We start from the raw sequence: 18,277 nt of genomic DNA on the forward strand, positions 1-18,277 counted from the left end.
GTATCTGCTTCTTGCAGTAAGTGATCCGGGGGGTGTCATGACCGACCAAGCGCTCGTCAACCGCATGCAATTGCCGAGGCCCGAAGTCACGGCGGCAGACGCTGCCGAAATTGCCGCGACCCATTATGGTCTCTCGGGCGAGTTCATCGAACTCGGCAGCCAGCAGGACCGGAACTTCCGGCTCGATACCGGCGAGGCGCGCTATGTGCTGAAAATTTGCCACGCGGACTATGCCACCGTCGAGCTCGAAGCACAGAATGCCGCGCTTCGCTATCTTCGCGCGATGGACGGGGCACCGCGCGTTCCGGAGATCATCCCGACAATCGACGGTGCCGAGATCGTCGCTTTGGGTATCAACGACCAGGACCTCCAGATCCGGCTCCTGAGCTATGTCGAAGGCCAGGGCCTGACGCGCAGCAAGCATCTGCCGACAGAGACGGTGGCGGCTCTCGGGTCCCTTTGCGCCGGATTGGCAAAGTCGCTTTCCGGTTTCGACCATCACGGGCTCGACCGTACCCTGCAGTGGGATCTGCGCCGGGCCGGCCCGGTGGCGGTGCATTTGCTGTCTGCGATCACAAATCACGAGGCCCGCGACCGCATCGCCAAGGCAATGGTGACGGCAGTCAAGCGTATCCAGCCGCTGGCGGCGCATCTGCGCGTGCAGCCGGTGCACCACGACGTCACCGGCGACAATGTCGTGGCGCGGCCGGATGGTCATGGCAATCTCATTCCCGATGGGGTGATCGACTTCGGCGACATCATCAAGGGCTGGGTGGTCGGCGACCTCGCCGTGACATGCGCCTCGCTTCTGCATCATGCGGATGGCGATCCGCTGTTTATCCTGCCGGCGATTGCGGCCTACCATGCCGTGATGCCGCTGAGCGGGGTCGAGTTACAGGCTCTGTGGCCGCTGATCGTCGCGCGCGCCGTGATCCTGGTGGCGAGCAGCGAGCAGCAGCTGGCGATCGATCCCGACAATAGTTATGTCCGTGACAACATCATCCTCGAGCGCGAGATCTTCGAGGTCGCGACGTCCACCAATGCCGATTTCATGGACGCTGCCATTCTGAGGGCGGTCGGCATCGGTCCGGCGCCGATCGACACCTCGGCGTGGATGCCGCTGCTTGAAGGCATCGACACTGCGGATATTCTTTCACTCGACCTGTCGACAACGAGCCCGCTGCTGGACGATGGCAACTGGCTGGAGCCTGATATCGATTGGCGACTGCTGGCGAAAGCAGCCCGCGAAACCGGATTGGCAGCGACGCGGTACGGAGAGTTCCGCCTGTCGCTAACAGAACCGCTTGCCCTGCAGCCGCCAAAGAATTTTGCCCTGCACTGCGACGTCTGCCTGCCCGCCGGCACCATCGTCAACGCACCCTTTGCCGGCAGCATCATCAACGACGCCCAGCATCTGGTGCTGGTAGGACTGGATGTCTGCCTGCACCTCGACGGCATCGCCTGCAGCCTGGAAGACGGTGCCGAGATTGCTGCCGGCCACGCTCTCGGATCGATAGCCGGAGAAGAGGGCGCGGTCGGCGGGTTGCGGGTGCAGCTTTGCCGCAGTCCCGCGCTGGTGCCGCCGCTGCTGTGTGCCCGCCATGCGGCCCCGGCCTGGTCGGCGCTTTGCCCGTCACCGTCGGCGTTGCTTGGCCCCGCGGTTGACGCCCCCAAGGCAAGCAGCGGCGAACGGCTGGCCCGCCGGATGACCCATCTGGCGGCCTCGCAGAAGCACTATTACGCAAACCCGCCGCAGATCGAGCGAGGCTGGCGCGAATATCTCTTCGACGTCGAAGGCCGTACCTATCTCGACATGATCAACAACGTCACGATCCTCGGCCATGCCCATCCACGCCTCAACGCGGCGATTGGCCGGCAGTGGTCGCTGCTCAATACCAACTCGCGTTTTCACTATGCGGGAATCGCGGATTTTTCGGAGCGACTGGCCGCACTTGCGCCGAGGGGCCTCGACTGCGTGTTCCTGGTCAACAGCGGTTCAGAGGCGAACGACCTCGCCCTGCGGCTTGCCTGGGCCTATACCGGCGCCCGCAACATGCTCTGCCTTAAGGAGGGCTATCATGGCTGGTCGGTCGCCAGCGACGCGGTCTCGACTTCGCTTGCCGACAACCCGCAAGCCCTGACAACGCGGCCAGACTGGGTGCATGCAGCACCGGCGCCGAACAGCTTTCGTGGGCAGTTTCGCGGACCCGACGCAGGCAACGCCTATGTCGAAGCAACGAGGCCATTGATCGATGCCGTCCGTGAAAGTGGCGAGGGCCTGGCTGGCGTGATTGCAGAATCACTCTGCGGCAATGCCGGCGGAATCGTGCTGCCCGACGGCTACCTCAGCCAGATCTATGCGCTCGTGCGCGACGCCGGTGGCCTCTGCATCGCCGACGAGGTGCAGATCGGCTATGGCCGGCTCGGGGATTTTTTCTGGGGGTTCGAGCAGCAGGGCGTGGTCCCCGATATCATTACGATCGCCAAGGGCATGGGCAACGGCCACCCTCTCGGTGCCGTCATCACCAGCAGGCCGATTGCCGATGCGCTGGAACGGCAAGGCTATTTCTTCTCATCGACAGGTGGAAGTCCGGTGAGCTCGGTCGTCGGCATGACCGTGCTCGACATCCTGAAGGACGAGGCGCTGCAGAACAATGCTCGAGTTGTCGGTGAACATCTGAAGGCCCGGATGGTGTCGATGATGGAGCGCTTTCCCCTGATCGGCGCGGTACATGGCATGGGGCTCTATCTCGGCCTGGAACTGATCACCGACCGTGATTCGCTCGCGCCTGCAACCATGGAGACGGCGGCGCTCTGCGATAGGCTGCTGGAACTCGGCGTCATCGTGCAGCCGACCGGCGATCACCTCAACGTGTTGAAGATCAAGCCGCCACTTTGCATCAGCAGGGAGAGCGCCGAGTTTTTCCTGCAAGCCCTGGAAAAGTCGCTCATCGAGGCTTCGGAGAAGCTGGGTTTGGCCGTTAACCATTAGGGTCATTTGGCGACCAATCTGATTTTCAACCGTTGGGGGATTGTCCGGCTGATCCCAAATTCCTATCTCTGGGTCGTCGGAGAAGACGCGAATCCCGGCATCAGGCATCTACGGAAGAACGAATTATCTTTCGCAGATATGCTCGATAGCTGGAACGATATTTCGACGACAGGCAAATTTTTGACATCGACAAGAATATGTTTGCGGTGGAAACCAGGCTATAATCTACTAACTGAGTAGACAAACTTGGTTCCATCTTCCGGCGCCCCGGATATCGCGGGGACCTCCAAAGTGCAACGCCAACGCAAGGGAAGTGACATGAGAAAAGACACACTTATCGCATGCCCGCCTTGGGAGCTTGTGCTGGACCAAGACTGCTCGGGCTTCCGCTCCGGCCCGCGCTGTCGAATGTGACGTTCGTCCCTTTCGGAACAACATCGTCATTTTTCCATAACCGTGCATAGCGCGGTGGGAGTATCGCATGAAGAAGCAAGTTATCGAGTATGCAGGCGTGCCTGTCGGTATCGTCGTTCCTGACGACGACCAATTGCGGTTCATTGCCGTGAAATACCATGTCCATGATCTGGATGAGCGCCGCTTCGGCAGCGCTGACGAAGTCAGGCTCGCCATTCGCGACCTCTTGGCACGCAGCCCTGCAAAGCCCATCCACGTATAGGCTCCGCTGCGGGCCAGAGCCGGCATCGTCGCCCAAAACCTGCCAAGCAAGACCGGTTCAGCGGAAGCCGTGCCGGTCTTGTCTTTTCCAATGCCTTGCGATCCTATCGCCATCCGACCATAGCGACAGGATATTCCCGTGACCGTTTCCCGCAATCTGCTGACTGACATAGAGGGTGTTTCCGTCGGCCACTGCACCGACCTCAAGCTCGGGTCCGGTGTCACCGTCATCGTCTTCGATGCACCGGCCGTAGCTTCCGGCACGGTGATGGGCGGCGCGCCCGGCGGACGGGATACGGCGCTGCTCGATCCGTCAATGTCGGTGGGCGCAGTGGATGCGCTCGTGCTGTCAGGAGGCTCGGCATTCGGGCTGGATGCGGCGGGCGGCGTACAGGCGGGGCTGCGCGAGATTGGACGCGGATTGCAGGTCGGCACCACCCGCGTGCCGATCGTGCCGCAGGCGATCCTGATGGATCTGCTGAACGGAGGAGACAAGGACTGGGGCCTGCATTCCCCCTATCGGGACATGGGCTATCAGGCGTTCCTCGCAGCGGCCAAGGGTGAATTCCCGCTCGGCAGCGTTGGAGCCGGCACGGGAGCGACGACGGCAACGGTCAAGGGAGGCCTTGGCTCGGCGAGCGCGGTCACAAGCAGCGGACACCGAATTGCCGCGCTGGTCGCAGTCAATGCGCTGGGCACGCCTACCATCGGAGACGGTCCGCATTTCTGGGCCGCGCCGTTCGAGGAGAACAACGAATTCGGAGGTCTTGGCATGCCTCCCGCCATTTCCACGGCAGACCGGACGACGCGGTTGAAGGGGGTCAATATCACAGCAACCACCATCGGCGTCGTCATCACGGATGCCATCGTCACCAAGGCGGAGGCACACCGGTTGTCGATCATGGCACAGGACGGACTGGCTCGTGCCCTGTTGCCGGCCCATCTGCCATTCGACGGCGACACAGTCTTTGCAGCATCGACCGGCGCCCGGCCGATGGACGGCATGATCGACTTTCTCGAACTCTGCCAACTCTCGACGACGGTGATGGCACGCGCTATTGCACGTGGCGTCCATCAAGCAACTGCCCTGCCCTTCGACGGCGCACAGCCAGCCTGGCGTGACCTGTTCGGATCCTCGAGTCCCTGATGCCCGCGAGGAGCGCATATTACCTGTGTTGAATTTTCATACTCTCTAATTCTATTAATAATTGTATGCAACCATTTCTATCACTCATTCGTTGTGTTGTATGGATATGAAAATCTGGGACGTCATGGTGACCGTCGAGGCTCCTAAAGCTGGTGAATTCAGGCACGTTGGAAGCGCGCTCGATGCCGTAGACTGCCTCTATTCCTGCTGGCCAGGCCCACAGGGAGATACCCATCGCATGGCTATCAACATCTGTCTTGCAGTGCTCGACAACGATAAGCCGACCAGCGCGTCACGCGAAGCCTTCATTGCTGCAGCCAAGGATGCAGATATTTTCGTCGACTACTGACGGGCAATCAATCCGGAAAGCGATAGACGACGTCACCGAAACGTCCAGTCGGGAATACATAAAATAGTCTGACCGGCGCATCCGTCTCATTCCGCAATCCGTGCTCCGCATTGCCGGGAATAAAGATCACATCACCCGCAGCGACGACCGTCTCGGTCCCGTCGATGCTCATGACGCCAGTGCCTTCGAGCATATAGTAGATCTCCGGTTCGGCGTGGCGATGCAGTTGCCTCGAACCGCCGCCCGGCGCGATTTCGGCGACGCCGGCGCACATGCTGTCGGTGGGGGGTGATGTCGCTGCTGAGCAGTGTGTAGAAGGCGACGCTGCCGCGCACGGGATCGTCCCATTCCTCTCTTGGCCGATCCTCGACCCGGGTTATCACAGCCTTAGGTATGTTCATTTTAGTGCTGGCCTTGAGAAACTGGGCGGACGTCTCACCTCAGCGTGAGGCATGCGGATAGTTCAGACACGCGGCATAGGCCGCGTATCGTCTGCAAAGCTCAGGCCGGAAGCTGGAAGATAACATTTGCTGCGAGGACAACCGCAAGCCCTGCCGCCAGCGCCACATATGGCAGGATACCGGCCTTCTTCACACCGAGGTCCTGGCCAACAAGACCGAGGTCCTCCATCGCGCCTTCCGGAAATTTTCCGCCGTCCCTGACGAAATGGCGGTAGGCAAAGACCGGCAGGATCAGGGCTGCAAAGATGAAGCCGACCCAGAGCGCATTGGAATATCCCCAGACCTTGGCGCCGGCACCAAGAAACAATGCGTTGACGAACGCCAGTATCGTGTTGAGGCCAATCAGCCATGTCGGCGCCTTCCAGGGGCGCTCGATATGGCCGCTATCCATGCGGTGGATCCAGCCGGCATTGAGATTGAGAAAATTGAAGATGATGTAACCGACGTTGGATACCGCCAGTACGAAGAAGTACCCGGCCGTGTCAGAGGCGATCGCCAGCAGGAACAGGTTGAAGGCAAAATCCGTCCACATGGCGCGTGTCGGTGCCCCGTGCTCGTTGACGTGATCGAGATACTTCGGCAGCCAGCCGTCCTTCGAGCCTTGATAGAGCGTGCGCGAGGAGCCGGCCATTGCTGTCATGATGGCCAGGAAGAGCGCCATGATCATCAGGATAACCAGTAACTGCGTGACGATCTTGCCGCCATGCACAAGCCCACCAAGCGCCTCGCCGACGCCCGTTCCATCGACAATCCCCGGTGCCAGCATGCCGGTCTGGCCAAGTACGGCCTGGAAGGTGAATGGAATGAGGAAAAAGAACAGGCAGCAGAGCAGGCCGGAGTAGAAGATCGCCTTGAACGTATCTGTCTTCGGGTTTTTCAGTTCGCGCGTGTAGCAGACGGCGGTCTCGAAGCCGTAGGTCGACCAAGCGGCGATATAGAGACCGCCAAGGAACAGTGTCCAGCCGCCATTGCTCCAGGTGCCATCGACGCCGGAATAGGCAGCCGTGGGCGGCAGCAGGCCGGTGACGTTGAGCGTGTCGATCTGACCGCTGAAGATCGGGTAGAGGCCGATGATCAGCAGCGGGAGGAGAACGATGATGGCCAGCCACTTCTGAACGCTGGCAGTGCCAAGAATTCCGCGGTGCTGGATGGCGAAGATGATCAGCATCAGAATGCCGCCGATGACAAAGGTGGCGTTGAGGCTGGCCTTGGCGAGGAACGGAATGTTGAAAGTCACCAGCGACCAGCTTCTGATCCATGGCGTATAGGCAGCGATGCCATCGGCGGACATCAGCGCGGTAATCGCGTCTGCCTGGGTCTTACCGGTATTGGTCGCCAGCCATTCGGCAACTCTCGGGCTATCGGCCGTGATACTGCCGGCATGGGCGGCGATCCAGGAGACGACAAGTTGCGAATCGGCGCCAGGGATCGGGAAGAGCGCATTGAGGATGTAGCCCGCAGCAATGGCGCAGCCGAGCGACAGCACCGGCGACCAGGCAAACCAGTTGCACCAGACGGATAGCGGCGCGATGAACTTCGAATAACGCAGCCAGGCGGTGGCGCCATAAACGGATGCGCCGCCGGACTTGTTGGCGAACATGCCGGCGATTTCGGCGTAGGTGAAGGATTGCAGGAAGCCCATCACCATGGAGATGATCCAGACGACAAAGGCCAGCTTTCCGGTTGTGCCGGCAATGCCGCCGATCGAGAACAGCACAAGCGGCGGGACGCCGGCGGCAACCCAGAAGGCGCCCTTCCAATCCAGGGATCGGATCAGCCCGCCGCTTGACGCGGCTTCGGACCCTTCGGTTTCAACGAAAGCTACCATAGCAGTCTCCTCGACCAGTTTTTGCGTCGCGCGGTATGCGCGTTCCCTTGTATTTTTGTTGGATCGTGGCGGCGCTTTTGTTCGGCAGGGCGCTTTTACAGCATCTCCTGATCGATCCCAGTCTCAAGCGGTCGCGTCACTTATTTCTCATAGTGAATTTTTTTTCATGAGGGTCAAGTCTCTCTTTGTGTTCCATCCCAAAATTTGGATATATAAGAATATGCAGATTAGGCGGCCGATGCTCGCCGGAGGTTCGAATGCCCCATTCCGCCAACGTATTGCAGCCGCCCCGCGCCAGCCGGATCATCAGGCCCGGAATGCCGGCACTTGGGCCCGGCGGCGAGCGCTACCGCGTGAAGGGGCGCGGCTCGACCGTGATCAGGGTCAGCGCTGGCGACACAGTTGTCGTCACCGATACCGAAGGCGGCCAGCTCTGCGAGATCACGTTCATCGACGCGGCAGGCCAGTTCAATGCGGCGGGACTTGGCGTGGCGTTTTCGCGAACTGCATCAGGCCTGCAGGATATCCTCTCCGAAGGTGGCGATAGCGCCAGCCGAACGCTCGCAGCGCTGAGGCGACGCGGCGCAGACCTCAGCAAGGCCGCTGCGCTGACAGTTTTCGGTGGCGGCTCTGCACCAGGGTCTTCGGCCGCACTGACAATGACAATGGATGGATTGCTGGTCGTCGTCGCACCCGGCGCTCCCATGGATTTCGATCGGCAGGACACATCGACGGCAATCTCTATCATGGTACAGCGCGCACGCCTGTCGCGCAGCTACGAGGAGACGCTGCCGGAGCCTATGGCCGATCCGCTGCAGGACCTGCGCATCGCGGCGGCATCGGCATCAGCATATTTTGTCCGCGCCGGCGAATTCATCCAGATCATCGATGTCGCCGGCCGCCAATGTACCGACTTCCAGGCTTTTGCCGCCCGCAAGGTCGACAAGGGGCTCGACCGGGCCATCGACGCCACGGTCACACGGACGCTGCTCAGCCGCAGCTATCCGACACCCGGTCTTCCCTCAAAATGTTTCGACCGAGACTTCGAACCGCTTGTCGAAATCGTCCAGGACACGGTCGGAAGGCACGACGCCTTCGCCACCGCCTGCAATTCCCGCTACTATGACGACATGGGCTATCCCGGCCATGCCAATTGCACCGACAATTTCAACGATGCATTGTCGCCCTTTGGCATTGCTCCCCGCAAAGGCTGGGAGGCGATCAACTATTTCTACAACACCAACATAGACCACCAGAACCAGCTCTACCTCGACGAGCCCTGGTCTCGGCCGGGCGACTATGTGCTGATGCGGGCACTGACCGATCTCGTTTGCGTCTCCTCGTCATGTCCCGACGATATCGATGCCGCCAACGGCTGGGACCCCACAGATATCCATGTCCGTACCTACTCCGCTGACCGAAAATTCTCTCGAGCCGTGGCGACCAGAATGACTCCCGATGCAGAGCCGGAAATGACCCAGGAAACTGCCTTCCATCCCCGCCTTTCGGCGATGACGCGCAATTACGCCGAATATCGCGGCTATTGGCTACCCAACCGCTTCAACAATGACGGACCGATCGAGGAATACTGGGCCTGCCGCGAACGGGCTGTGGTGATCGATCTGTCGCCACTGCGGAAATTCGAGATCACCGGGCCGGATGCCGAAGCTCTGCTGCAATATTGCATGACCCGCGACATCAGAAAGCTGTCTCCCGGCCAAGTCGTGTACACCGCCATGTGCTACGAAAACGGCGGGATGATCGACGACGGCACCGTCTTCCGGCTGGCGGAGAACAATTTCCGCTTTATCGGCGGCGACGATTTCTCCGGTGTCTGGCTGCGCGAGCAAGCGGAAAAGATGGGCTTCAAAGCCTGGGTGCGCTCGTCCACCGACCAGATGCACAATATCGCCGTGCAGGGACCGAAAAGCAGGGACATCGTTGCGGAAATCGTCTGGACCGCGCCGACGCAGCCGGCGATCTCCGAGCTCGACTGGTTCCGCTTTGCAGTCGGCCGGATCGGTCATTTCGAAGGCGCACCGGTGGTGGTGTCACGAACCGGCTATACCGGCGAACTCGGCTACGAAATTTTTTGTCATCCGAAGGATGCCATCTCCGTGTTCGACGCCGTGTGGGAGGCCGGCCAGAAGCATGGCATCAAGCCGATGGGGCTCGAGGCACTCGATATGGTGCGCATCGAGGCCGGACTGATCTTCGCGCATTACGAATTTTCAGACCAGACCGATCCCTTTGAAGCCGGCATCGGCTTTACCGTGCCACTGAAGTCGAAGACGGAGGATTTCATCGGCCGCACCGCACTGCTCGCCCGCAAGGAAAATCCCCGCTACCGGCTGGTCGGCCTCGATATCGATGCCAACGAGACGGTTGGCCATGGAGACACCGTGCATATCGGGCGGGCGCAGGTGGGTGTCGTCACCAGTGCGACCCGCTCGCCGCTGTTGAGGAAGACCATTGCCTTGGCGCGGATGGACGTAGTGCATGCCGGGATCGGAACCGAGGTCGAGATCGGCAAGCTGGATGGCCAGCAGAAGCGCCTTCCAGCCGTGATCGTGCCTTTCGCCCATTACGATCCGCAGAAGCTTAAGCCGCGCTCGTGAGCAACGCATTTTTCGGCAGATAAGAGGCCGCAGCCGGCGACGTCATTTGCTTTTACGCCAAAAATTAAGGGCAGTCGCGACATAGATGCGACCGCTCCTTCAGGGTGCGAGATAGCCGAATAAAAAGGCGGCAATCGTCAGTAGGATAATGAGCAGCAATGGCCATGGCACAAAGCGCTGCTCAACATGACGACAGAGCGCAACGACGGGTTTAAGAGGGTTCATGAATTGCTCCGCTCGCCAGACAATCCTGCATGCTGGACATTTTCAATGCCCTGCCACAGCGGCAGGCCGATAGACTCCGACACCGATGGGTCAGTGGTAAAAACGGGATAACCCTGCTGCATCAGTCTCACAAGAATCTCCTGATCCATTCGAACATGCTGACGCGATAAATTCACCTGATTGTAGGCGTGCCCGCCCGAGTTGGGGTTGATGCCGGTGATGATCACTGCCGTGGAGCCGTTGTATAGGGCAAAGAGCACGGCGTTGATACCATTGGAACACTTGGAATCGGTATCCATCTCGAAACTCTTGCGGCCGACAACGCGGTCCAGCAGAGCCATTCGCTCGTACCGATCGACGATCGTCAGCGTGCGCGGCTTGTAATTGAACGCCTGCAAACCCCTTTCGAGCCGTTCGCGCTCATCCTTGCGCCAGAGCAGGACGAACAAAGCTCCAGTCCGCTTGCCGTTGAGCACGCGACGAACCTCTACAGCGTTGGTGTTGGTGCCCTCGATCTGGTTGAATTGCACGAAGGTAACATCCGGCTCCTCGATGCCCCAGGCCTCGGTCACCGCCTGCGAACCGTTGATCGTCACGACGCGGAACCTGTCGTCGAAATCGGCCGGTTTATGGGAAACCGGCGCAGAACCGACGACAAGCACGGGGCCTTCGAAGCGCGGTGTAACTGTCGGCGGCGACGGGCGCGTCAGCCGGTATTTGATGTTCCGGTAAAGAAGTTTTTTGAGGTCGGAAAATGAGCCGGGCATAGCCATCTTTTTCGGGAGGGATACCGTCTCAGCGTCGCTTTAGAAAACGCGGCCGCAGGCGACGGAAGAAATTATCGATGTCGCGAATGACATTGGTGAGGGATATCAGCTTGTCGATCTCGGCATTGGCGTTGCCGAGACGCTCGGACAAGACATCGGCAATCGCCATTGAAATTTCCGACGACGGAATATCCGGGAAACGTTTTGCCAAGGCTGCGTAGGCATTTTGCGAGACGCCGCCATGGACAGAGATTTTCCCCATGCGCGCAAAAAGGCGCAAGAAGACTTGCTCGAAACTCCAGTCGTGGACGGAAACGACCTTCCATTGCTGACTGCGACGCGCGGAAAACCCGGCAAGGATAATGGTGCCGGGCAATTTCAGGTCGCTGAGCCACAGGGCAATGGCAAAGCCGCTGGTCGGCACCTTGTCCTCGGGATAGAAGTCGTTGCAGAACCCGCTCAGATCGAGATGGCCAGTAGGCGTGTTTTCAAATTCGGCGGCGGTATTGAATTTTTCCTCGGCGTTAAGCCGAATGTTCATGATGCCAAGGAAACGATCCCGAGGGAAGAACTTGACGACGTCGCCAACTTCCCGCCGGTAGACAATGTTGGCACCTTTGGAGCTGCCGCGCGATATCAGCAGCGCGTTGCCTTGAAAGGGCGCGTCCAGCACCTTGTAGACCTTGTTGAAAAACACGAAGAGGGTGCTGGGCGGATATTGCTTCTGAAGCCCGGCGATATCGACCGTATCGCTGTTGGCAACGAGAACGACATGGGAGAAGGCCGCGAAAATCGCTTGCCAATCCTTGACCTCGGTGATGCCTGAAAGAGAGCCGGCCGCTGGCAGAGAACTGCCAGGCGCTTGTTCATTGCCTGAAACGGGTTCCACGAATGCTTATTTCTGCTGAACGGAGAGGACGCGGTCGCGCATCGCGAACCATTCTTCCGAGTAATCGTCGTTGCGGTATTCGTCGAAATAGGGGCCGCCGTCGGTGAAGTGGACAATCTTCGCGTCAGGGCGGTGATCGTATTCGTTGACCAGGTAATTCCAGGTTACCGGCAGTCCCCCGATCTGGTCGTCGCTTTCCAGCCATTTGAACTGGTGCAGTTCGAGGCCAGTTGCTGTGTTGACGAATTCCTTCGTCAGCGCGCGGCACTTGGCGTTGTTGAACATGATCAGGCTGGACCAGTTTTTCTTCTGGTACTTGGTCTGGGTCTGGCCGAGAAACTTGGTTTCAACCTTGGGCTGGTAATCGTGCTTGACGCACATCGCTGCATACCGGTCGTCGCGCAGGTTCCAGAGCTCGGCGATGTCGGTACGCGCCAGCATGTCGCAATCCATGAAGATGCTCCAGCCTTCGTAGTTGCAAAGGTGCGGGACCAGAAAGCGCGAGAAGGAAAACTCGGTGGACTGAAGGGCATTGCGTTCGCGGGTAAAGAGGTCGCCGAGATTGCTCAGCACGATCGGCGAGAACGCCACCGGAATGGATGAATGTTCGATGATGCTCTGCGTGAGAACGTGGTAGGCTACGACTTCCTTGGAATCGAAGCCGACGAAAATACGCGCTAAATTATCGATCATGATCTCTCCGCTATCGTCCATGTGCCAGGTGCTAGGCCAAAAAGCCGTCACCTCGCAAAGCAACAGATATTGTACAGTAGCCACCGTTATCAAAACTACGGCCTGATGCTTGTAACTCCCGCTTTCGAAAGTCAAGTTGCAGCTTCGACGCGAAATAGGACGGCGATCGCATTTGTCGACAGAATTGCGACGCTATTTTGTTGGTAGGCATCATCGGCTTTGTTAGCAGGCATTATAGGCAGCGCAACTTGCCCCGAGGGCCCGACGGGCAGATATGCTGTCGCGACTACGCTCCGATTCGACAGTCCCAGTCGTAGAAAAAGAGGCCTAAATGGGTTGGTTCAAGTCGGCAAAGCCGCTTACACGAAAGCTTTCGATCATACCACCGGCGCCTGCTTCCGGCCGCCACGGCATCGCGATCATGGCCTGCGTCAAGAACGAGGCAGCCTATATCGAAGAGTGGATCCGCTTCCACCGTGCCGTTGGCGTGCGCCATTTCTATATCTATGACGACGGTTCTACGGATGGCACGCAGGCGCTTCTATCGGATCTCCTTGCCGCCGATGCCCTGACGATCGTTCCGTGGATCGCACGCATGTCGGACGCGGCAAGTGGCCAACTGCTGAATGGCCAGACGATTGCTTTTGCTCACGCTATTCTCAACTTTGGCTGCCTTTACAGCCGCATGGCATTCGTCGATGTCGATGAATTTCTGTTGCCCAAACAGGGGTCAACCGTAGAGCAGGCCCTGGAAGGCGCTGGCGGCTTTCCGAATGTATCTCTGCCCTGGCATATGTTCGGCACATCAGGTCATGCCGTAAAGCCTGAGGGACCGCTGCTTTCCAACTACACTATGCGCGGTGCAGATCCGCTGACACGGCAGGAAAACGTTTCCAACTTCAAATGCATCGTCGATCCCTGCGAAGTGGTCGAAGTCAGCGTCCACCAATTCAGGACGCGCCAGCATGGAGAGCTCACCGTCAACGATGCGGGCCAGCAATTCACCCGCTCCGGCCGCAAGTCGGAGGCCTTCTATTCCAATCGTTTCTTGCAGCTCAACCACTACTACAGCAAATCACGCGCCGAACTTCAGGCGAAGGTGACGCGCGGGTGGTCCTATGATGCGGAGCGAACGAAGTACGAGCGCAAAGTCTTCGGCGTCGTCGAGGCAATCGAAAAAGACGCCGTCGAAGACCGGGCAATGGTCGATTTCATCGCGCGACATGGCATCGAACTCGGCTAGTTCTGAGGCTGGCATCTTGGCCACAGCTTCGATTTCCTGTAAGTTTGGAACCGACGACAATCGAGATCTGACTGAAATTTGCGATTTTTATCGCGCGATTTCAGTGACTTGCGCGGCAATCGGTACCAGATGTGGCTATGTTGCGATAGCAGCTGGTATCCGTATGAACACAAGTGAGGGCCTATATGGCGTATGATGTCGCTGTCGTTGGCTCGGGGTTTTCGGCTATAGCCGTTACGATCAATCTGCTCAGGCTGCTGCCATCATCGGCACGTATCGCCGTGGTAGGAGACGATCCGGGGTTCGGGCGTGGGACTGCTTACAGAACGGAATTCTATCTACACCGCCTGAATGTGCCGGCGGGTCGCATGAGCGTGTTCCCGGACGAACCGGACGATTTCGTGGCGTGGCTACGCGCCGAGAACCGGCTGGTCGATACCCACGACTTCGCCTCGCGGGGGGATTACGGGCGTTATCTGCGCGATCGGCTGGCTGCATTGTTGCGCGACAGACCAAACCGTGCGGGTGTCGATTTCATCAAGGCGAAAGCGAGGGCCTGCGTCGAGTGTGCGACCTCAGGCGTGATCTTCCATCTCGACAACCAGACGGAAATGACCGCACGCAACGTCGTCCTCTGTCTCGGCGTCGGAAATGCAGAGCTGCCGCTTGGATCGGGCAGCCTCGATGCTGCTGCAAAACCCAGGATCGTGCGCAACCCATGGCGGCTGGGCTGGCTTTCGAAGGTCGCGCCTTCGGACGAGATCTGCATTCTCGGCTCGGGCCTCACCATGATCGACCAGGTGCTTGCGCTCCGGGCGCATGGGCATCGTGGGCCGATCCATCTGCTTTCGCGGCGCGGGTTGCTGCCGCATTCGCACCGCGCCGGGCATCATTCTCCGGCGAAACCGGACCTCCCGACAGACACGATGGCGATGAGTGCCGTCCTGCACGCGCTGCGACGGCAAGTGCGCGGTGGAACGGACTGGCGCGACGTGATGGACGGCCTGCGCTCGCAGACCCAGTCGCTTTGGCAGAGGCTGGACAAAGACCAGCGGGCGCGGTTTCTACGCCACGCACTTGCCTGGTGGAATATTCACCGCCACCGCATCGCGCCCGCCGTGTTCAGCGAGTTCGATGGATTGGTGAAAGACGGGACGGTGACAGCGCATGCAGGGTTTCTGCAGGCGATCCGCCAGTCGGAGGTCGGACTGGACATTCACTACCGGCCACGCGGCCGCCAGGAAGAGGCCTGCTTGCGCGCAGACTGGGTCGTCAACTGCACGGGCATGGAGCGGGCCGGCGTTGCCCATTCGCCGCTGCTCCGCGAAATGTTGGAGAAAGGCATGATCGCAGCCGATGAACTGGGGCTGGGGATCGTCGTCGACCGGCATTCGCGGGTGCTCGATGCGGGCGGTCGTCAACAGGACGGACTGTTTGCAATAGGCGCGCTGACAGCAGGACAGTTCTGGGAGATTACGGCGGTGCCCGATATCCGCATGCAGGCGCTGGACGTGGCAAGGTCCATCGCCGGTGTTGAAGGGTAGTCTTCATCGGCGCGCCAACGGCGGTGGTGGTGGTGGCGCTGAAATAAATGCGGCGTCGATCGCTCCACGACAACACAGGTTTTCCTGTCCTTGCGCCAACAACAGATGATCGTGCTTGGCATAGGGATCTCCCATTTGCGATTGTCTCGGCGTGAAGGGGCGGAAAGCCCCGCGATTTTGACGGGACGAAACAATGACCAAGACATTCAAATTCAGTCTTTTGACCTCCAGCCTGTCGCGTCGCGCAGGCCTTGCCGTGATGATTGCGTCGGCGGCAGCCATCATTGGCTTTGCGGCCTTGCCGCAGTCGAGCATGGCCGCCGACAAGTCGATCAAGGTCGGCATCATGAGTGGCGAGGACGAGGACGTCTGGCGTGTTGTGACCGCCGAGGCAGCTAAGAAGGGCCTGAAGATCGAGACCGTAGCCTTCAACGACTACACCCAGCCGAACGAGGCGCTTGAGCGCGGCGAGATCGATGCCAATGCCTTCCAGCACCAGCCCTATCTCGACAACCAGATCAAGACGCATGGCTACCACATCGTCCGCGTCGGCTACACCGGCGTCTGGCCGATCGGTCTCTACACCAAGAAATACAAGTCCGTCGGCGAGATCCCGAATGGCGCCGTGATCGGCGTGCCGAACGATCCGTCGAACGAGGGCCGCGCCCTGCGCGTGCTGCGGACCGCCGGCCTGATCAAGCTCAAGGACGGCACCGGGATTCTGGCCACCGTCGCCGACGTTTCCGAGAACCCCAAGAAAATCGAGATCAAAGAACTCGACGCCGGCATCGTCGGCCGCTCGATCGACGATCTCGATGCCGCTGTCGTCAATACCGACTGGGCGCTAAAGAGCGGCCTGTCGGCCGATGACCGCATTACCCAGGAGCCTGTCTCCGACAATCCCTACCGCAATTTCATCGCCGTCAAGCAGGGCAACGAGAACCAGGAATGGGTGAAGACGCTAGTCGACTCCTACCAGAACCCTGACGTCAAGGCCGAGTTCGACAAAGTCTACAAGGGCACCGGCATCAGCGCCTATTGATATCTGCGCGACAACAGCTATCGACCAAGGCGGCCCGGGTCATTCCGGGCCGCCTTGACGTGAAGGCATGAAGGAAAAGACAATGAACGATATTCCGACCGCAGCCGAGGCGCAGTCGCTAGCAACCACAGAGGAGGTTGTCCGGCTGACAGATGTCGCCCGTCGCTTCGGCACCACGCCGGCGCTGGACGGCATTTCGCTCACCGTCCATCGCGGCGAGATCCTCGGCATCATCGGTCGCAGCGGCGCCGGCAAGTCGACGCTGATCCGCTGCCTGAACGGACTGGAGCGAGCCGACAGTGGACGGATCGAGATCGAAGGCCGCGACATCACCGGACTGGCGGAGCAGGATCTGCAGCCGATGCGCCGGCGGATCGGCATGATCTTCCAGCATTTCAACCTGCTTTCGGCAAAGACCGTCGCGGAAAACGTCGCGCTGCCGCTGAAGATCGAAGGCATAGGGAAGACCGAGCGCCTGAAGCGCGCCGGCGAACTTCTGGATCTCGTCGGCCTGGCGGACAAGGCAAAGGCATATCCGTCGGAGCTCTCTGGCGGACAGAAGCAGAGGGTCGGGATCGCCCGGGCGCTGGCGGCGCGGCCGGCACTGCTTCTCTCCGACGAGGCCACCTCGGCGCTCGATCCGGAAACCACCCGGGCCATCCTGGCGCTGCTCAAGGACATCAATCAGAAGCTCGGCCTGACAATCCTGCTGGTCACTCACGAGATGGAGGTTGTCCGCTCGGTTGCCGACCGCGTGGCCGTCATCGATGCCGGCCGGATCGTCGAGGAGGGCCGCGTCTGGTCTGTCTTCTCGGATCCACAGCAGCCGATCACCCAGAGCCTGCTCGAAGGCATTCGCCCGCAGTTGCCGGATCATATCCTGCAGCGCCTTTCTCCGACATCGGGAACGGAAGCGATCATCAGCGTCGATGTTGCCGGACCCGCAGCGCAGGGAGCCGTCTTCAACGACCTGTCGACGGCACTGCCGAATTCCTACCGGCTGGTGCATGGCGGGATAGACCATATCCAGAACCAGCCGGTGGCGCGGTTCTTCATTGCCGTGCCGACCCGAAATCCGGCGCTTGCCGGCGACGTACAACAGTTTTTAAAAACCCGCTCCGCGCGGGTGGAGGTGCTTGGCTATGACACCGATCATGCTTGAACTGCTCGGCCGCTCCATCTGGGAGACGATCGTCATGACTGTCGCCTCGGGGCTGATTTCCCTCATCGTCGGCCTGCCGCTCGGGCTGGCGCTGGTGACGACGGGGCAAGGCGGCATTGCCGAACACCGCTGGATCAACAGCATTCTCGGCGCCATCATCAACGGCTTCCGGTCTGTGCCTTTCATTATCCTGCTGGTGGCACTGATACCTCTGACACGGCTGATTGTCGGGACGGCACTCGGAACAACGGCTGCCATCGTGCCGCTCGCCATCGCGGCTATCCCGTATTACGCGCGCATTGCAGAAGTTTCGCTACGCGAGGTCGATCACGGCCTGATCGACGCCGTGCGTGCGATGGGCGGAAACCGCTGGACAATCGTGCGCGAAGTGCTGGTGCCGGAAGCGATGCCGGGGCTGGTTGCTGGCTTCACGGTGACGCTGGTTACGCTGATTGGTGCGTCGGCCATGGCCGGTGCGATTGGCGCTGGCGGGCTTGGAGACCTTGCCATCCGCTACGGCTACCAGCGGTTCGAAACCAGTGTGATGGTTGCCGTGGTTGCCGTACTGATTGTCATCGTCTGCGCCATGCAGTGGTTCGGGGACCGTCTGGTCGCCAAGCTCGACCACCGCTGAGATTGACG

The 18,277-nt window shown here is 59.9% G+C and carries 16 protein-coding genes; 10 read left to right on the top strand and 6 right to left on the bottom strand.

Translation table 11 applies throughout. The features are described from left to right. The first annotated feature begins 37 nt into the window (after window positions 1–37). The 4 genes from J5278_RS00105 (at window position 38) to J5278_RS00120 (ending at window position 5,163) form a co-directional block, all read left to right on the top strand. Window positions 38–2,992 carry an aminotransferase gene (locus J5278_RS00105; protein ID WP_209182432.1) on the top strand — a complete coding sequence of 985 codons (2,955 nt, stop codon included), beginning with the start codon at window positions 38–40 and terminating at the stop codon, window positions 2,990–2,992. 481 nt (window positions 2,993–3,473) lie between these two features. Further along, window positions 3,474–3,668 (top strand): hypothetical protein, encoded by a 195-nt coding sequence (locus J5278_RS00110; protein WP_209182431.1) that lies wholly within the window; start codon window positions 3,474–3,476, stop codon window positions 3,666–3,668. Between the two features lie 138 nt (window positions 3,669–3,806). Further along, entirely contained in the window at window positions 3,807–4,814 is a 1,008-nt protein-coding gene (locus J5278_RS00115) for a P1 family peptidase (RefSeq protein WP_209182430.1), read from the top strand. A gap of 124 nt (window positions 4,815–4,938) precedes the next feature. Then, window positions 4,939–5,163, top strand: coding sequence for a DUF982 domain-containing protein (locus J5278_RS00120; RefSeq protein ID WP_224140323.1), 225 nt, complete (start codon window positions 4,939–4,941; stop codon window positions 5,161–5,163). Window positions 5,164–5,170: 7 nt separating this feature from the next. On the opposite strand, the gene J5278_RS00125 is transcribed toward J5278_RS00120, so the two are convergent. Both J5278_RS00125 and J5278_RS00130 read right to left on the bottom strand, forming a co-directional pair. Further along, window positions 5,171–5,437 (bottom strand): cupin domain-containing protein, encoded by a 267-nt coding sequence (locus J5278_RS00125; protein WP_247748944.1) that lies wholly within the window; start codon window positions 5,435–5,437, stop codon window positions 5,171–5,173. Between the two features lie 227 nt (window positions 5,438–5,664). After that, a complete protein-coding gene (locus J5278_RS00130) occupies window positions 5,665–7,452 on the bottom strand; it encodes an APC family permease (protein ID WP_209182429.1) in 1,788 nt (595 codons plus the stop codon). Window positions 7,453–7,709: 257 nt separating this feature from the next. Between J5278_RS00130 and J5278_RS00135 the strand changes: the two genes are divergently transcribed. Continuing rightward, window positions 7,710–10,070 (top strand): DUF1989 domain-containing protein, encoded by a 2,361-nt coding sequence (locus tag J5278_RS00135; RefSeq protein WP_209182428.1) that lies wholly within the window; start codon window positions 7,710–7,712, stop codon window positions 10,068–10,070. A gap of 99 nt (window positions 10,071–10,169) precedes the next feature. On the opposite strand, the gene J5278_RS30835 is transcribed toward J5278_RS00135, so the two are convergent. Genes J5278_RS30835 through J5278_RS00150 form a run of 4 tightly spaced genes read right to left on the bottom strand, consistent with a single transcriptional unit; the run spans window position 10,170 to window position 12,644 of the window. Further along, entirely contained in the window at window positions 10,170–10,295 is a 126-nt protein-coding gene (locus J5278_RS30835) for a hypothetical protein (protein WP_257623378.1), read from the bottom strand. Next, window positions 10,292–11,062, bottom strand: a complete 771-nt coding sequence (locus J5278_RS00140; RefSeq protein WP_209182427.1) for a membrane-anchored protein — start codon at window positions 11,060–11,062, stop codon at window positions 10,292–10,294. The genes J5278_RS30835 and J5278_RS00140 overlap by 4 nt, the downstream gene beginning before the upstream one ends. A 28-nt stretch (window positions 11,063–11,090) precedes the next feature. Next, the gene (locus J5278_RS00145; protein ID WP_257623379.1) at window positions 11,091–11,951 is read right to left on the bottom strand and encodes a 3-deoxy-manno-octulosonate cytidylyltransferase; all 861 of its coding nucleotides are present in this window, start codon (window positions 11,949–11,951) and stop codon (window positions 11,091–11,093) included. 6 nt (window positions 11,952–11,957) lie between these two features. Further along, window positions 11,958–12,644: a glycosyltransferase gene (locus J5278_RS00150; protein WP_247748943.1), complete on the bottom strand. Its 687-nt coding sequence runs from the start codon at window positions 12,642–12,644 to the stop codon at window positions 11,958–11,960. Window positions 12,645–12,975: 331 nt separating this feature from the next. On the opposite strand from J5278_RS00150, the gene J5278_RS00155 reads away from it, so the two are divergent. From J5278_RS00155 to J5278_RS00175, 5 genes are all read left to right on the top strand, one after another. Next, window positions 12,976–13,887: a glycosyltransferase family 92 protein gene (locus J5278_RS00155; protein WP_209182426.1), complete on the top strand. Its 912-nt coding sequence runs from the start codon at window positions 12,976–12,978 to the stop codon at window positions 13,885–13,887. Window positions 13,888–14,072: 185 nt separating this feature from the next. Beyond that, complete coding sequence (locus J5278_RS00160) at window positions 14,073–15,431, top strand: FAD/NAD(P)-binding protein (protein ID WP_209182425.1); 1,359 nt, start codon at window positions 14,073–14,075, stop codon at window positions 15,429–15,431. Window positions 15,432–15,624: 193 nt separating this feature from the next. Continuing rightward, window positions 15,625–16,473 carry a MetQ/NlpA family lipoprotein gene (locus J5278_RS00165; protein WP_219258294.1) on the top strand — a complete coding sequence of 283 codons (849 nt, stop codon included), beginning with the start codon at window positions 15,625–15,627 and terminating at the stop codon, window positions 16,471–16,473. 82 nt (window positions 16,474–16,555) lie between these two features. Next, window positions 16,556–17,635 (top strand): methionine ABC transporter ATP-binding protein, encoded by a 1,080-nt coding sequence (locus J5278_RS00170; RefSeq protein ID WP_209182423.1) that lies wholly within the window; start codon window positions 16,556–16,558, stop codon window positions 17,633–17,635. Next, the gene (locus J5278_RS00175) at window positions 17,616–18,269 is read left to right on the top strand and encodes a methionine ABC transporter permease (protein ID WP_142830196.1); all 654 of its coding nucleotides are present in this window, start codon (window positions 17,616–17,618) and stop codon (window positions 18,267–18,269) included. Before J5278_RS00170 ends, J5278_RS00175 begins: the two co-directional genes overlap by 20 nt. Window positions 18,270–18,277: the final 8 nt, after the last annotated feature.

The organism is Rhizobium sp. B21/90, assembly GCF_019355815.1.
GTDB classification, from domain to species: domain Bacteria; phylum Pseudomonadota; class Alphaproteobacteria; order Rhizobiales; family Rhizobiaceae; genus Rhizobium; species Rhizobium rhododendri.

Excerpts from the sequence above, each read along its gene's own strand:
- J5278_RS00125 (WP_247748944.1), bottom strand. The coding sequence starts at position 5,437 with ATGTGCGCCGGCGTCGCCGAAATCGCGCCGGGCGGCGGTTCGAGGCAA.
- J5278_RS00105 (WP_209182432.1), top strand. The coding sequence starts at position 38 with ATGACCGACCAAGCGCTCGTCAACCGCATGCAATTGCCGAGGCCCGAA.
- J5278_RS00155 (WP_209182426.1), top strand. The coding sequence starts at position 12,976 with ATGGGTTGGTTCAAGTCGGCAAAGCCGCTTACACGAAAGCTTTCGATC.
- J5278_RS00160 (WP_209182425.1), top strand. The coding sequence starts at position 14,073 with ATGGCGTATGATGTCGCTGTCGTTGGCTCGGGGTTTTCGGCTATAGCC.
- J5278_RS30835 (WP_257623378.1), bottom strand. The coding sequence starts at position 10,295 with ATGAACCCTCTTAAACCCGTCGTTGCGCTCTGTCGTCATGTTGAGCAG.
- J5278_RS00150 (WP_247748943.1), bottom strand. The coding sequence starts at position 12,644 with ATGATCGATAATTTAGCGCGTATTTTCGTCGGCTTCGATTCCAAGGAA.
- J5278_RS00110 (WP_209182431.1), top strand. The coding sequence starts at position 3,474 with ATGAAGAAGCAAGTTATCGAGTATGCAGGCGTGCCTGTCGGTATCGTC.
- J5278_RS00165 (WP_219258294.1), top strand. The coding sequence starts at position 15,625 with ATGACCAAGACATTCAAATTCAGTCTTTTGACCTCCAGCCTGTCGCGT.
- J5278_RS00130 (WP_209182429.1), bottom strand. The coding sequence starts at position 7,452 with ATGGTAGCTTTCGTTGAAACCGAAGGGTCCGAAGCCGCGTCAAGCGGC.
- J5278_RS00135 (WP_209182428.1), top strand. The coding sequence starts at position 7,710 with ATGCCCCATTCCGCCAACGTATTGCAGCCGCCCCGCGCCAGCCGGATC.
- J5278_RS00120 (WP_224140323.1), top strand. The coding sequence starts at position 4,939 with ATGGTGACCGTCGAGGCTCCTAAAGCTGGTGAATTCAGGCACGTTGGA.
- J5278_RS00170 (WP_209182423.1), top strand. The coding sequence starts at position 16,556 with ATGAACGATATTCCGACCGCAGCCGAGGCGCAGTCGCTAGCAACCACA.
- J5278_RS00140 (WP_209182427.1), bottom strand. The coding sequence starts at position 11,062 with ATGCCCGGCTCATTTTCCGACCTCAAAAAACTTCTTTACCGGAACATC.
- J5278_RS00175 (WP_142830196.1), top strand. The coding sequence starts at position 17,616 with ATGACACCGATCATGCTTGAACTGCTCGGCCGCTCCATCTGGGAGACG.